This window comes from Paenibacillus sp. FSL H8-0283 (assembly GCF_045040675.1).
Lineage (GTDB): Bacteria > Bacillota > Bacilli > Paenibacillales > Paenibacillaceae > Paenibacillus > Paenibacillus amylolyticus.
Genome location: NZ_CP150295.1, coordinates 7054888 through 7069737 on the forward strand (window position 1 = coordinate 7054888; position 14850 = coordinate 7069737).

At 44.3% G+C, this 14850-nt stretch carries 13 protein-coding genes and 1 tRNA gene; 1 reads left to right on the forward strand and 13 read right to left on the reverse strand.

Annotated elements, in window-relative coordinates:
• Positions 1 to 27 precede the first annotated feature (27 nt).
• From MHI52_RS30905 to rpsF, 12 genes are all read right to left on the reverse strand, one after another.
• Complete coding sequence (locus tag MHI52_RS30905) at positions 28 to 1614, reverse strand: MFS transporter (RefSeq protein WP_405158237.1); 1587 nt, start codon at positions 1612 to 1614, stop codon at positions 28 to 30.
• 230 nt (positions 1615 to 1844) lie between these two features.
• Positions 1845 to 4262 carry an alpha/beta fold hydrolase gene (locus MHI52_RS30910; protein WP_405158238.1) on the reverse strand — a complete coding sequence of 806 codons (2418 nt, stop codon included), beginning with the start codon at positions 4260 to 4262 and terminating at the stop codon, positions 1845 to 1847.
• Positions 4263 to 4384: 122 nt separating this feature from the next.
• Positions 4385 to 5275 (reverse strand): D-alanyl-D-alanine carboxypeptidase family protein, encoded by an 891-nt coding sequence (locus tag MHI52_RS30915; protein WP_405158239.1) that lies wholly within the window; start codon positions 5273 to 5275, stop codon positions 4385 to 4387.
• A gap of 252 nt (positions 5276 to 5527) precedes the next feature.
• Positions 5528 to 7354: an oligopeptide ABC transporter substrate-binding protein gene (locus MHI52_RS30920; RefSeq protein WP_405158240.1), complete on the reverse strand. Its 1827-nt coding sequence runs from the start codon at positions 7352 to 7354 to the stop codon at positions 5528 to 5530.
• Positions 7355 to 7373: 19 nt separating this feature from the next.
• Positions 7374 to 8279: an ABC transporter permease gene (locus MHI52_RS30925; RefSeq protein WP_036611941.1), complete on the reverse strand. Its 906-nt coding sequence runs from the start codon at positions 8277 to 8279 to the stop codon at positions 7374 to 7376.
• A gap of 29 nt (positions 8280 to 8308) precedes the next feature.
• Positions 8309 to 9271 (reverse strand): oligopeptide ABC transporter permease, encoded by a 963-nt coding sequence (opp4B, locus tag MHI52_RS30930; protein ID WP_169482677.1) that lies wholly within the window; start codon positions 9269 to 9271, stop codon positions 8309 to 8311.
• Positions 9272 to 9278: 7 nt separating this feature from the next.
• Positions 9279 to 10211, reverse strand: coding sequence for an ABC transporter ATP-binding protein (locus MHI52_RS30935; RefSeq protein ID WP_047841027.1), 933 nt, complete (start codon positions 10209 to 10211; stop codon positions 9279 to 9281).
• A gap of 14 nt (positions 10212 to 10225) precedes the next feature.
• On the reverse strand, positions 10226 to 11215 hold the full coding sequence (locus MHI52_RS30940; RefSeq protein WP_036671916.1) for an ABC transporter ATP-binding protein: 990 nt from the start codon (positions 11213 to 11215) through the stop codon (positions 10226 to 10228).
• A 728-nt stretch (positions 11216 to 11943) separates the two neighbouring features.
• Positions 11944 to 12534, reverse strand: coding sequence for a M15 family metallopeptidase (locus MHI52_RS30945; protein WP_405158241.1), 591 nt, complete (start codon positions 12532 to 12534; stop codon positions 11944 to 11946).
• Positions 12535 to 12761: 227 nt separating this feature from the next.
• Positions 12762 to 13034: a 30S ribosomal protein S18 gene (rpsR, locus tag MHI52_RS30950; RefSeq protein WP_017691433.1), complete on the reverse strand. Its 273-nt coding sequence runs from the start codon at positions 13032 to 13034 to the stop codon at positions 12762 to 12764.
• A gap of 56 nt (positions 13035 to 13090) precedes the next feature.
• Positions 13091 to 13576: a single-stranded DNA-binding protein gene (gene ssb / locus MHI52_RS30955; protein ID WP_017691432.1), complete on the reverse strand. Its 486-nt coding sequence runs from the start codon at positions 13574 to 13576 to the stop codon at positions 13091 to 13093.
• A 48-nt stretch (positions 13577 to 13624) separates the two neighbouring features.
• Positions 13625 to 13918 (reverse strand): 30S ribosomal protein S6, encoded by a 294-nt coding sequence (rpsF, locus tag MHI52_RS30960; RefSeq protein ID WP_036611944.1) that lies wholly within the window; start codon positions 13916 to 13918, stop codon positions 13625 to 13627.
• 202 nt (positions 13919 to 14120) lie between these two features.
• Between rpsF and MHI52_RS30965 the strand changes: the two genes are divergently transcribed.
• Positions 14121 to 14315, forward strand: coding sequence for a YjzC family protein (locus MHI52_RS30965; protein WP_036671877.1), 195 nt, complete (start codon positions 14121 to 14123; stop codon positions 14313 to 14315).
• A gap of 438 nt (positions 14316 to 14753) precedes the next feature.
• Here MHI52_RS30965 and MHI52_RS30970 read toward each other — a convergent pair.
• Positions 14754 to 14844: transfer RNA gene (locus MHI52_RS30970), tRNA-Ser, on the reverse strand.
• Between the last annotated feature and the right edge of the window lie 6 nt (positions 14845 to 14850).

Genomic DNA, 14850 nt, shown 5'->3' on the forward strand with positions numbered 1-14850 from the left:
GTTCTCTTTATTTCTAACGTTATCGAATCAGTTTGTGGATATACTTTCCACATGTTGGCTCTTCTCTTTTTGACGCAGACGTCCCGTTATAAGCGCAGCTACCAGCGTAAGCACACTGAATACCACCGCAGACCAGAAAAGGCCATTATAACCCTGCCCTGTCGTTTGATGCACTGCCTGGAGCAACACATCACGGATACCTTCATCAGGAATCTGGGACAGGCCCTCTGTCAGACTGGATACATCACTCCCTGAAGCTCCACCCGAGGCATATTGCTCCAGCATTTCAGGCGGCACCTGAATTCCTTGGTCAGCGAATCCTGCCTGAATGTTGGACCCCAGATTAATGAAAGAACGTGCCAGGAATCCAGCGAAAATCGTAGGTGCAATAGCCATCGCCATCTGGCGGAATAACGAACTGGTCGCTACCGCGATGCCTTTGTTGTTCTCCCCCGCCTGTTCCGTGACAAGTACGTTAACTGGCGCACCAAGCATCATGCCGAAACCGATACCTACGAGTGTACTCGCGATGACAAATTGCCAGATATGCTCCACCCATAGCGGGAATAGCAGGAATCCAATGGCAGATAGCAGCCCCGCAACCGATAACGTCCAGATTGGCCCTTTGCGGTCAACGAGGTATCCACCTCCACCTGCCCCGATGCCAGATGCCAGCGCAAGCGGAGTAAACCAGTACCCGGAAGCCGTATTGGATACGCCGAGATATTGCTCAACAAATCCGGGAATAAAGATCACCGAGGCCAGAATGGCTCCGGAGAAAAAGGCAATCAACAGCGTCCAGCGAAAGGACGCAATGCCCAGAAGCTGTGTCGATACAACAGGTTCACGTTCAGATCCTTCCAGCCTTTTTTCCATGAAGTAAAAGAGCACCAGAATGATTACACCTGCCAAGAAGAAACCGTAGAACATCGGTGATCCCAGGCTTTGAAGCATGTTCACACCGTCCAGATTGCTGAAGCTATACATTAAACTGAGTACACCCAACGTTAGGACAGCAATGCCGCTCCAGTCCACTGCTGCACGATTCAGTTCCTGCTCTTCCTGAATAAATCGAATACCTGCTATGAATAGCAGAATGGCGATAGGCACGTTAATCAGGAATAACCAATGCCAGTTGCCAGTCAGATCCAGTATAAAAGCACCGACATTGGGTCCCAAGATAGCGGCAACACCATTCATCCCTCCAAGCAGACCCAAGGCTGTACCTTGTCGCTCCGCCGGGAACTTGCTTAATACGTATGAGCTGGCAATGATAAAAATCCCACCACCGCCCAAAGCTTGAATGACACGAGCAATCAGGAAAAAGGTAAACGATGTGCTCAACGCGACAAGCAGGGACCCGATCCCAAACAACGCCACTTCAATCAAAAATAGTTTCTTGCGACCATAACGGTCCGACAGTTTGCCCGCAATAGGTACACTCACCGCAAGCCCAAGCGTGTAAAGCGTAATCGTCCATGCTCCCCATGTTGGCGACACACCAAATGATGCATTTAAGGTGGTCAGTGAAGAGGTGATGATCCCGTTATCCAGCGCAGCCATAAATACCCCTATGGCAAACAGGACTAGCGGCCATTTCATTTGTTTTTGCATCACAAGTTACCTCCCGATCAGATCGTAAATTCAGTATCGTACAGTTGGTTTGGTACATATATATTAAACCGAGTTGAATAATAATGACTCACTGGTCATTTTAAAACAAAAGAAAACCATATGTCAATTTAATAATATGGTTATATGGATCAATTTACCTCTGATTCGATAAAATAAAGTTGCCCACAGATTCGGTCGAACCTGCGGGCCAGTCTTCAATGTCTAACGTACTATTGCTGCATCAGGTGACGATTCAGAAATTTCTCAATCGCACGGTACAGATCAAGCTGATTCTCCACGTTTGCGAAGCCATGACCTTCATTATTCTTTAACATATACGGTACATCAACTCCACGCTTGCGTAATGCTTCAACGATCTGGTCTGACTCGGCTTGTTTGACACGTGGATCATTAGCGCCCTGAACCACGAATAATGGAGCCTTCATCTGATCGATGTGGAAGAGTGGTGAAATGGCTGTTAACAGTTCCTTGTCCTGCTCGGGATCTCCTACACGTTCATAGAACATGCTGCGCTCCGATTCCCAGTAAGGTGGCAGTGAATCAAGAAGGGTGAAGATGTTGGAAGGTCCGACATAGCTAATGCCTGCAGCATAGACGTCCGGTGTGAATGCCAATCCTGCCAGAGCCGCATATCCGCCGTAAGATCCACCATAGATCGCTACGCGCTTCGCATCAACCGTTCCCTCTGCAACTAGCCAATTCACGCCGTCTGTGAGGTCGTTCTGCATGGCTTTACCCCACTCTTTATTACCTGCATCCAGGAATTCCTTACCGTACCCCGTAGAGCCACGGAAGTTCACCTGTAGAACGGCATAGCCACGGCTTGCCAGGAATTGAATTTCAGGATTGAAGCCCCATGAATCGCGTGCCCAAGGACCACCATGTGGAACAACCACCAGTGGCAAGTCGGAAGCCTCCGATCCTTGAGGCAGTGTCAGATAACCATGAAGGGTTAGCCCGTCACGTGACTTATACGTAATGGGCTTCATGTCCGACATTTGGCTCTCATCAATCCAAGGTGCGGCATCAGCTAATTTATCGAGTTTGCCTGTTTTGGAATCGTAGAAATAATACGTGCCCATCGTTTTGTCGTTATAGGCTACAAACAGTACCTGGCCTTCCTCGCTTATGCTGCTGAGACTAACTTCCTTACCCGGCACTTTCGCTTTGATATCCTGCATTAACGTTTTGAACTCTTGATCAAAGAATTCATAGTTCACTTTATCTGTCTCATACACAGCAGCAAGAATAGTTCCTTTTTCTTTGGAAGGGATGAAGCTGCTTACATCCACATCTTTATTTTCATAAATAGTTTTGGTTACCTTCTTGCTGCTTGGACTGTACTCTACAATTGCTGTTTTGTCCCGCTCCAAATTAGATACGGCATAGATGTTTTTATTGTCATACGTGAACATGACTGGAGCAAAAGTCTCTCCCAGCTTCGTTGTCAGTAGCGGCTCGAACGGCTGATCCTCTGATTCCCGATACAGTAACGATGACACATTACCATCACTGGATACGGCCACACGAATTTTGCCTTCGTGATCCGTCAGCCAGCCCGTAATATTGCCTGGATTCTCTGCCGCAAGCACAGACTCTCCTGTCTTGATGTTAATACGGTATACATCGAAGATGCGTGGATCACGCTTGTTCATGCCTACCAGAATCTCATCCGGGATATTCTCAAGCGGATCTACCAGGATGGCTCTTGTGTTAGGATACGGTGTCAGATCCTTGCTATTTTTACCATCAATATCCGTAATATATAAATGATAGTTCTCATCGCCTGCTTTATCTTGCACATAGAGCAGCTTGTCATTGGTCGCCCATGCAAATGCTGCGATATTACGTTCTGTTTCGCTCGTAATGCGTACAGGCTTATCCTGGCCGTTTGCGGTAACTACGATATTCATACGGTTGTTCCATGGCTCCAGGTAAGCGAGATGTTTACCGTCAGGTGACATCTGGAACCCTGCCTGAGCAGGCTGTTTGAAGAAGTCTTCCAGAGGTGTAAGCCCCTCTGACTTTACATCGAGTCCGAGCGCAAGATACAGCGCATCTGCGAATTCGCCATGAGTCACCGATTGTTTGGCATTAAATGCACTACCTTCGATAATAAAATGTTGCTTAACCCGTGCAGCGTCATTCGCATGCACAACTGGAATCTGATCGGCATCGCTGTATACTACCTGAATTCCGTTGTCCTTCAGTTCAAATGCACGCGTAAACAACGATGCCATTTGTGCACGTGTAAGTGGCACATCCGGGGCAAAGCCCTTTGCCTTCCCTTGAATGAGCCCGCCTTGCTTCAGAGCGTAGATGGCAGGCGCAGCTTCATTTTCCGGCAAAACATCTGCGAAACCTGTAAGTGATGCAGGCGCATCCATTTTAAGTACACGTTGCAGAATGATCGCTGCTTCGGCACGAGTGATCGGAGTTGTTAACTCTGTGATTTCATCTATGTATCCCAGTTGCTGTAGTGTTTGTGTCGCCTTGGAGGCAATAGCCTCCGAGACTGCCGCTGTAGGTTTTACGGCTTCTGCCGCCTGTACAGCTGGTTGAATCAATGCAATGGACATGGCCATGGTAAGCGTGAGAGCGTATACCTTTTTGCTAATCGCGTTCAAACGATTTCCCCCTTTAAAGTGAATTACAGAATAATATGGAATTATACGTAAGTTATTTTACCATGATTAACCACTATATAACAGCGAGAAGAGTCTCCTATACGATGTCCTTGTTCACCCTTTCATTTTGAGCCCGAAAACCCATAGTTGAATAACTTCCGAGTCTCCACAAAACGCCCTTCACGAGTATCTGTTCCAAATACAACTGATATCAGTCTTTTGCCATCACGTTCAGCTGTCCCCACAAAATGATATCCGGAATCTTCATCATACCCGGTCTTTAATCCGTCATTCCCATCATAAGCATACGGTCCACCAATAGAGGACAACATCCAGTTCGTGTTACTCATGTACATCCCTTTTTGGTGCATTGATACTTGCATTTGACTGGAGATTCTTAAAATCTCGGGATGGTTATTCAGCAGATATCGCGCAAGCTTGCATGCATCTATAGCCGTCATTAAGGTCTGCCCTTGTATATCCATCGGACGGTTAGGACCAAGCAGCTTTTCACTGAGGCCCGTTGAATTCGTGAATTGTGTATCCTCAGACAGCCCAATCTGAGTTGCTTTCTGATTCATCTGTTGCACAAACTTCTGCTCTGTACCACTGATATGTTCAGCCAGAGCAACCGCTGCATCATTGGCTGAATAGACAGCTATGATCTCGAACAACTCCTGAACGGTGAATTGCTCTCCTTGTTTCAGGGTCAGTTGACTGCCCCCCACGGAGCTGGCATACAGACTCACATTAACAAGATCATTCCAGCCTATATCACCATTGATCACGGCCTCCATCACTAACAGTTCTGTCATCAACTTACTGACGCCTGCCGGAGCAATCTCTTCGAAGCCGTTATAATCCATTAAGATCTGTTCAGAGTTCATATCCATTAATACCGCAGATTCAGCTTTAATTCCGGGTTTGCCTACCAGCATGTCCGGTTTCACACCCAAATATATAATAAGCAGCAGAGCCAGCAGCATACCTGCACGTTTCCACCATTTTTTCATAAATTGATCACCTCTTACCTATATAGACGAAGCGAAGAGGCATTTTGTCTGCACTTTTTTGAAAAAAAGTTAAATTTTTTTTATTTTTTGGTTACAAAAAAAACATGAACCCCATACACCCATGCCAGTGTGTACAGAATTCATGTTTTTAAAGACACTTTTTAACATTTCCCAGGAGAATTCTTCATTAATAATCTAGCAACCGGCTTCTTAAAGGACCCCAATCCTTACAGCTGCTAATTTAAGAATGTGTTACTGAGCTACAACTGCTTTGTCTGCATTAACTTGCAGGTCGCTCAGGTAAACGCCTGTTCCATCACCAATCGCATAGTTCATTACACGTTTGTTAACGGGTGCTACAACTGCACGATACAGTGTAGGGAATACAGGAACTTCATCTACCATGTATTGCTGCCATTGATTGTAGATCTCTTTACGCTTGTCTACATCAAATGCTTCAGCAGAGATACCTTGTGCCAGCAATTTGTCATTCTCTTCGCTGGAGAATCTGGAGAAGTTGTAGAGTGCATCGCGGCCATACAGACCAGATGGATCTACGTCAATACCAACGCCCCATGCTGCTTGATACACATCAATTTTCGGATCATCTTTACCTGTGTTACCTACACGGTCATAGAAGCTGTTGAACTCAACCATTTCCAGGTTTACTTTCAAACCAATAGCTGCCCATGATTGAACATAATAACGAGCCAATGGTTCAGCTGTGTCGCCACCAGTCATGGATACAAAGTTGATTTCGAGTGGTGTTCCATCCGGATTCGTACGGAATTCACCATCCAGTTTGTAACCAGCTTCGTCGAGCAATGCTTTCGCTGCTTCTGGATCATATGCTACACCCGGATTGTTGGAATCATGGAATTCTGGGTGAGACGGTGGAATCAGGGTTGTTGCATTCCAACGCAGACCATTATAGAAACGTTTACCTACTTGATCGTTATCTACAGCCATCCACATTGCTTTACGCAAGTTTTTGTCGCCCATTTTTGCTTCGGCATTGCTTACAACTTTTCCGTTCTCTTCATCCCACGTACCCAGTTTGAAACCGATGTACGTATAAGCACGATCGATTGCGCCCAGGAATTCTACGTTGGACAGGTTAGCATTATCTTTGTATTGATCTGTCGGGAATGCATCCACCAGGTCTACCCCGCCAGATTTCAGTTCTTGAACAACCGTTGTCGGGTTGATAACTTTTAGAGTCACTTTGTCCAGTTTCGGAGCCCCACGCCAGTAGTCTTCATTCTTAACATAAGTTACAGACTCACCCGGAGTGATGACATCCACTTTAAATGGACCAAAACCAATTGGTTTTTCACGTACTTCTTTCGAAGAAGACATTTTTGCTACATCCATATCGCCGAAGATATGTTTAGCCAGTGGATACGTCCATACGCCACCTGTCAGCAGGGACGGAGTGGATTCTTTATACGTAATGCTGATTTGTTTGTCGCTCAGCACTTTAATACCAGAGATTGTTTTTGCTTTTCCAGCATGGAATTCTTCCATACCTACTATGCTAGTAAAGTTGGAGTCATAACGTGGACCATCATACGCTTTGTTACCAATAACTTCATAAGCAAATTGCAGATCTTCAGCCGTTACCGGCTTGCCATCATGCCAGTTTACGTTGTCACGAATGGTCAGTGTGAACGTTTTGCCATCTTCAGATGTCTCATATGTTGCTGCACCATCATTGGTGTACACATAGTCTTTGTCCCATGTAAGTAATGGCTCATCGAACCATTGCAGTACCTGAACATCCGGGTTACCGGAATAGAAGTTAAAGTTCAGTGTACCTTCAAAAGCAGTATCCGATACAAGTCCGAATGTAATCGATCCACCCTCGATCGCAGTACCCTCATTCGTTTTGACATTGTTGAAGTCATCAATGGAGTAAACGCCCTCTTCATTAGCAGGTTTTTCCTCCGCTTTTCCCTCTTCTGTGTTGGAAGCTGGAGCTGGAGTAGCTGCTTCTTTCTCAGAGCACGCTGCGAGCACCAATACAAAGACCAACATCATCGTGAAAAATAGTCCCCGTGAAAATAATCCCTTTTTCATGAACCTTTCCTCCCTTTTTTTAACCTCTTCTTTGTCTTGCATCAGTCGCACGCTTTAGGGCTTGACCGACATTATTTATACTCAACATCAATACCAGAATCAGTACCGATGCGGGTAGCCATATCCACCATCTGGACTCCAGGGTTTGCGGATTACGTGCATAACTTACGAGTGTTCCAAGACTAGGCGTACTTTCGGGAAAACCAAACCCTAGGAAAGACAGCCCGGATTCGAGGCCAATGTTGGCAGCGAGATTCAATGTCATCGTTACGATGATAATGGAACTCAGATTCGGAAGAACCTGTGAGAGCATAATCTTCAGATGAGATGAGCCCAATGTTTTTGAAGCTTTTACATAATCCAGTTCCCGTTCCTGTAATGCTTTGGAGCGAATCAACCTGGCGATACCCATCCAGAGAAATGCCGTCATGATTAGAGAGAACGAGATGATATTGTATTTCGGTACTGCCGTAACAAACGCGATAACAATCATCAACATCGGAAGGATCATGAAGAAATCAACAACACGCATAAACAGGTTGTCTATCATTCCACCGAAATAACCGGATAAAAGGCCAATTAAGATACCTATGAAGCCAGTCATTAACGTTACGATAATTCCAATGGTCAGGGAGTTACGTGTACCGATGACCAGTTGGCCAAATACATCACGACCTCCATAGTCCGTTCCAAGCCAATATTTCGCGGATGGAGGTTCATATAAGGCAAACAGATCCACGCGTACGATATCATCCTGATTCAGAATGAGAGACGTGCCATATACCAGCAACATGACCAAGCCCAAGAAAATGAGCGAGATTAGTGCCACCTTATCTCTGACAAGCTCCCTCCATAAAATACTCAAGCTGGAGGGGCTTTTATCAACCTTTTGTGAAGTTACAACTACCTCGTTGGCCTTGCTCATCTTGTTTTCACCCCGAAATCTTCAAGTTCTTACTTGATCCGTATACGTGGATCTACAATTCCTAGAATTATGTCAGACAGCAATGCCCCGAGAATGGAAGCTACGCCATACAACAATACGAGTGCAGTCACAACGCTGAAGTCACGCAATGAGATGGAACTCAGGAACAACTGCCCCATACCTGGATAACTGAATATACTTTCAATAAATACCGTACCTCCGATAAGCCCTGTAATTTCATATCCGAAGAACGCGGCGATAGGTAATAGTGAGTTCCTCAAGATATGCCTGTTGTAGATCCGGGATTCCGAGGCGCCTTTGGCTCTGGCAGTAATAACGAATTCCTTATGCTTGATATCAATGATTTCACTACGTAAATATTGAACCGTAGATACCGTTGTAATCAGTGCCATGGATAGTGCCGGCAATAATAGATGATAGAACTTACTCATTACGTAGCTGAATGTGCCTGGTGTAAGTCCCGGCGCAACGCTACCTCCTGTCGGGAACCAGCCGAAGTGGAATCCGAAGATCCATACCATCACCAGTGCGAAGATGAACAATGGTGCGGCAAAGCCCAGATAGGTGTATCCCGTGATCAACCGATCAGACCAGGTATCGTTGTAACGACCGCTGATGATACCCAGTGGAATAGCGATCAGGTATGTCAGTACAAGTGTCGCCAGTGCGAGCCAGAATGTGTTTGCTACACGCTGACCGATCAAGTCGGTAACCGGCATTTTGAAACGGAAGGATTGTCCAAAATCACCTTGGACGGCGTTTTTGATCCAGTCCCAATATTGCACATACCAGGGATTATTCAATCCCAGTCTCTCTCGCTGGGCTTCCAATGCTTTGGGATCAACGCTTGGATCAAGTAATCCCGTTAGTGCATCGCCAGGCATGGCCTTGGCCATCAGAAAGACCAAAAGACTAAGTAAAAAGATCTGAGGGATCATTATGATAATTCTGCGTACTATCGTTTTCCACATATGGCCTTCAACCTTTCTGAGGTAGAGCTACTCGGTGAGTATCGGAAATGGATTTGAGCGAGTATGCAAGCCCTTCCTCATCAAAGAAATTTCGGTATGAATGTTCATACTCGGATTTGACCTGTTGACGGAAGGCTACCATTTCCTCTCGTTTGGTTGGGTCCATATCCGGAATGGCTGCAATAAGACGTTTGGTGTAGATGTGTTGCGGATTCTCAAAAATATCATTTGTTGTGCCCTGTTCCACATATCGACCTTTATACATAATTCCAATCTGATCACACATATGACGGATGATGCCCAGATCGTGACTGATGAACAGATAGGTCAGATTTAATTCTTTTTGAATTTCCTGCATGAAGTTGAGTACCTGGGCCTGTACCGATACATCGAGTGCAGATACAGGTTCATCCGCGATAATTAGCTTCGGCTTCAGTGCAATAGCCCGTGCAATGCCAATCCGTTGACGCTGTCCGCCGGAGAATTCATGCGGATATTTGTAGATTGATTCCGGACTCAAGCCAACCTTTTCAAGTAATTCTCTTACTTGTCTTTTCTCCTCGGTAGCTGTCAGACGCTCATAGTTACGAAACGGCTCAGCGATAATATCGATAACCCGCTTCTTTGGATTCAGTGATGAATAAGGGTCTTGAAAAATCATTTGTACATCCCGCTGGAGTTGCCTGTTCTTACGTCGCTCTGTAGCCAGATTTTTGCCGTTAAACAGGATCTTTCCGTCAGTGACATGGTTTAGCCCAATAATGGCTCTGCCTGTTGTTGTCTTACCTGAACCTGATTCGCCAACCAGACCATAGGTCTGTCCTTCTTCAATGGAGAAGCTAACATCATCAACAGCCTTTACACTGCCAATTTCCCGTTTAAGCAATCCACCGCGAATCGGAAAGTGTATCTTGAGCCCTTCTACTTCGAGTAATGCCATTATGTTATTCCTCCTCAGCTTTGGTCAGGGAAATGAAAGTGCTGGTAACAGGTACACCGTACAAAGTGACCTGGTGCAATTTCATGCATCTGTGGGTTCTCTTCATGAGCCGATTCACTAATCCATGGAATTCGGGCTTTGAATCTGCACCCTTTGCGAGGAAGATTTTTGAGTGATGGTACGATGCCTTGGATGACATGTAATTTGGATCTTTCTTCAGACAGGGTGGGAATAGAGTTCAACAATGAGCGGGTATATGGATGCTTCGCATCGTTCATCAATGTGAAGATATCTGCGATTTCAACAATTTCGCCTGCATACATAACTGCAACGCGATCAGCCATCTCAGCTACGACACCCAGATCATGTGTAATCAGAATAATGCCTGCGTTAATTTCATTCTTCAGATCACGGATCAGCTCCAGAATCTGTAGTTGAATCGTAACGTCAAGCGCCGTCGTTGGTTCATCGGCTATGAGTAGTTCCGGTTTGTTGGCAATCGCAATGGCAATAACAATTCTCTGTCTCATACCACCAGATAGTTCGTGGGGATACTGCTTGTATATTTGTTCGGGACGTGGAATCCCTACCTGATTCAATAAGTGAATGACCTTTTCTCTCTTCTCTCTAGAAGAGAGCTTGGACTGATGAAGTGTGAGAATCTCTTCAATCTGTTCACCAATAATCATTAGAGGATTTAGTGCGGACAATGGGTCCTGAAAAATCATGCCCATTTCTTTGCCGCGTAGCTTGTTTAACTTGCTTGGGGAGATGTTGGCAATATCTTGTCCTTTATAGAGGATCTGGCCTTCGATCTTTGCTTTGTTATGCAAACCCATAAGAGAGAATGCAAAAGCACTTTTACCTGACCCGGATTCACCTACAATTGCCAACACTTCATTTTTCTTCACCGTAAGGTTAACGTGATCCACTGCTGCATAATAGTCATCTTCAATTCTGAATGATGTTGTTAGATTTCTGACTTCCAATAGCTCTGTATTCAAATCAATCACCCTAACCCCATAATTTCCGTAGATTGTATTCGTGTGTAGAGAAATGCATCCACTGTATATTTCCAAGTTCTTGAAGATAACGAACAATAGCTTACACAAAATACCAAATTGTTAGGAGAAACAAGTTTAAGAGACTTATATTTAGACCATTGGTCAATTAATGTTGATAATTCCTAGCGGAATTATATATCAAAATAATTAATGTAATCATACGTGTAATTTTAGCTAACGTCAATGCTTATTTTGAGATTTTTGGTATAAATGTTTTTTATACTACAGATTTGGATATTAGTAATACTATAAAGGCATATAGCAGGAATTTTGAGAGGTATTATCTTGTTTTTGGCTGTGAGGTGAACATAGGCAATTAGACGATATAACATATACATAACATAATAGTTACATTTAGTGTATGTGTATGCTTTGATTTAAGTAGACATTCTTAATTTTGCGTGAGGTAAATGTTACATATATGAGTGATGATTATATCTCGATCTATAGCTGAATTTTATTGAACCCGGAGCCGTTATGCTTACAATTGAAATAATATGTGCGATCAAAGTAAAAAATCTAGTTAATCTAGTATAGTTTTATTTATTTGCTAATGTAAAGACCAAATTGTCATCTTTTATCATTTATTTTACAAAAGAAAGAAAAAAGCCCTGCAAAATGCAGAGCTTATCTAATAATTATTCATTTAAGTGTATATATAACACCTTTTACTGAGAGTCAGGGGGTCTTTTACCACGTTTTAACTCATTAATACTCAGTCCAAAATCCATCTGCAAGTGAGGATAGTCCGGAAAGTTTGCCCAGTCTCCACCCCAAGTGAAACCTAACTCTTTGGCAAGATCCACAATTTCCATCCAGTCTGCCTCGCCATTGCCGTTATCATCACGTTCCATATCCCACACCACATCACCCTCAGGCGTCCTCAGTGCAAAATCAATTGCCAATCCGTAGTTATGATATGACTCACCACCACGTGCATTAGTAACGATATTGCCTGCGCTTGAGCGTCCTTGGTTGAATAGTGCATCTTGCTCCTCGGAACTTCGGTAACCGTGGGTGATAACAATCTCTATTCCACGTCTCTCTGCCTTACGTACCAATAATTTCTCATTCTCTGCTACCACAGGATGTAGGCCGGTGATTGGCAGAGCTTCTTGGATTGTTGTCCCAGGCCACATATTATCTATATCATCTTTTTGCTGTAACCATACATATATAATGGAAAGTAAAAGAGTAGCTATAATCCAGGTTTTCAGACTTTTTTTTCTCTGTTTGCCTTTACGTTTTGATGTATTCATATCCACTCCTGGTGTTTATTCTGAAATAAACAGCTATTCCTGCTGCCTGAACCTTTTCAGTAGATTAGACTCTATTATAATTCATTTGAGCCTTGAATGCTTCTATCACCACAGTATTGAATTCTTCCATTTGTTAGAGTGGATCTGTTATTTCTAATAATTCTATTGATATATACAAAAAAGCAGCCGGCTATAAGCCGACTGCTTCGTATGCAAGCTGAGAAAAACTACTCAGTTGTGTATGGCAATAATGCGATTTGACGGGAGCGTTTGATTGCAATCGTCAGCATGCGTTGATATTTAGCGCTAGTACCTGTTACACGGCGTGGCAAAATTTTTCCACGTTCGCTGATAAATTTACGAAGCAAGTCCGTATCTTTATAATCGATGTGAGTAATTTTGTTAGCTGTGAAGAAGCACACTTTACGACGTTTATTACGGCCGCCACGACGTGCCGGTCTTTTATCGTTGTCTCCGCCTTCTCTTTGCTTGAAGCCCATGCTTTTCAGTCCTTTCCTATCATGTAACCCATATCTCCTAAGAGTATCAGCTCATGTTAAAATGGCAAATCATCATCCGATATATCAATCGGTTTTCCGTCATCGGAAAAAGGATCCTGATTGTTGCTACGCGAATTATTGTTATTGTTCGCGCGTCCGCCGCCTCCATAAGAAGGCTCTTCACGCATTGGTTGCCCACCGCCGCCACCGCTATTATCACGGTTAGCTGACTCCAAGAAACGGACATTATCGGCAATGACTTCGGTCACGTATACACGTTTTCCTTCGTTATTCTCGTAGTTCCGTACTTGAATGCGTCCTTCGACTGCAGCCAGGCGTCCTTTGCGCAAGTAGTTCGCACAGGTCTCGGCAAGCTGTCTCCAGGTTACGACCGGAATGAAATCGGCTTCCTTTTCTCCCCCTTGGCTTGTAAACGGTCTGTCCACTGCCAAAGTAAATTGCGTAACTGCCACTCCTGCTGGAGTGTAACGCAACTCAGGATCCCGGGTTAACCGTCCGATCAGAATGACACGGTTCAACAATGTAATCCCCTCCTTCAGAGCGTATTGGTGCGTTAATCACGAGTAGTCTTAAGCAGACTTAACGTCGTTGGTAATGAGATAACGAATTACTTCGTCAGAAATCTTCATGAGACGCTCAAGTTCAGTTACAACTGCTGGTTCAGCAGTGAAATGTACCAGAACATAAAAACCATCACGGAATTTCTTGATCTCATACGCAAGACGGCGTTTACCCATAACGTCGTGAGCTGTAACTTCACCACCGCCGTTGGAGATGATGCCTTGGAATTTATCGACTGTAGCTTGAACAACTTCTTGCTCAATGTCAGGACGAATAATGTACATCACTTCATATTTGCGCATAATTTTCACCTCCTTATGGACTCTGGCCCTCAATCTAGGTTGAGAGCAAGGAACGAGCACAAACTCGAACTATATTAATATAACAAATACCGAGTCAAAGTGCAAGCAAACGTTCCCTGTACATATTGGCACATGATCAGCCCGGCTATGGAGCACACTACAGAAGCAACAAAGTAACATAATCTGCAGAGGAGGTTTTATCATGGGTGAAAAAACCGAGTTTGAACCAGGAGACAAAGCCCCAAACGATGGAGAGTACACGGAAGTTGGGGAAAAAAGCTTTGTCACGGAAATTCAGAACCCAAAGCGGGTAACGTTGCAAAAAGGTGAAGCTTTTCCCGAAACAAGCAATCATAATCGCAAGTGGAAGAAGCTGACCAAAGCCCGCGTCCATTAATCGCAATACTTTTTTACGATCCATGTATATAAAACGGAATAAAGCACATAATACAATCAGGCGGTGCACGAGAGAGGTGTGGTTCCGTTGGACAACGAAGCCGATCATTCGCTGTTGGAGATTCATCACGTAATTTAAGAAGCAAGTGGTTATGTGTAGTAAGGCCCTTCGTCTGAAGCACGCGTATTGCTACGTGCAGTACACCAAATGTCTGATTGTTACGACCGATTGTTTCCTAACAAACAAATGCACCGCCGGATAAAGAGCCCTTCGGGGCTCTTTGTTTTTCGTTCGAGCCATTAATGATGCATCTGATATGGATACATGTTCAATACATATTCAATAAAACGTTATACCAAAAAAGACTTTCCTAATGGAAAGTCTTCTTATCGATCTTTTTATTAAACTCAATGTGTATTGAGTAAGTTACAATTGAAGTGGCGGAAAGGGTGGGATTCGAACCCACGCACGCTGTGACACGCCTAACTGATTTCGAGTCAGCCCCCTTGGGCCTCTTGGGTACCTTTCCGCAGCA

Coding starts and splice junctions, on each gene's coding strand:
- MHI52_RS30905 (WP_405158237.1), bottom strand. CDS start 1,614: ATGCAAAAACAAATGAAATGGCCGCTAGTCCTGTTTGCCATAGGGGTA.
- MHI52_RS30915 (WP_405158239.1), bottom strand. CDS start 5,275: ATGAAAAAATGGTGGAAACGTGCAGGTATGCTGCTGGCTCTGCTGCTT.
- MHI52_RS30920 (WP_405158240.1), bottom strand. CDS start 7,354: ATGAAAAAGGGATTATTTTCACGGGGACTATTTTTCACGATGATGTTG.
- MHI52_RS30925 (WP_036611941.1), bottom strand. CDS start 8,279: ATGAGCAAGGCCAACGAGGTAGTTGTAACTTCACAAAAGGTTGATAAA.
- opp4B (WP_169482677.1), bottom strand. CDS start 9,271: ATGTGGAAAACGATAGTACGCAGAATTATCATAATGATCCCTCAGATC.
- MHI52_RS30935 (WP_047841027.1), bottom strand. CDS start 10,211: ATGGCATTACTCGAAGTAGAAGGGCTCAAGATACACTTTCCGATTCGC.
- MHI52_RS30945 (WP_405158241.1), bottom strand. CDS start 12,534: ATGAATACATCAAAACGTAAAGGCAAACAGAGAAAAAAAAGTCTGAAA.
- rpsR (WP_017691433.1), bottom strand. CDS start 13,034: ATGGGCTTCAAGCAAAGAGAAGGCGGAGACAACGATAAAAGACCGGCA.
- rpsF (WP_036611944.1), bottom strand. CDS start 13,918: ATGCGCAAATATGAAGTGATGTACATTATTCGTCCTGACATTGAGCAA.
- MHI52_RS30965 (WP_036671877.1), top strand. CDS start 14,121: ATGGGTGAAAAAACCGAGTTTGAACCAGGAGACAAAGCCCCAAACGAT.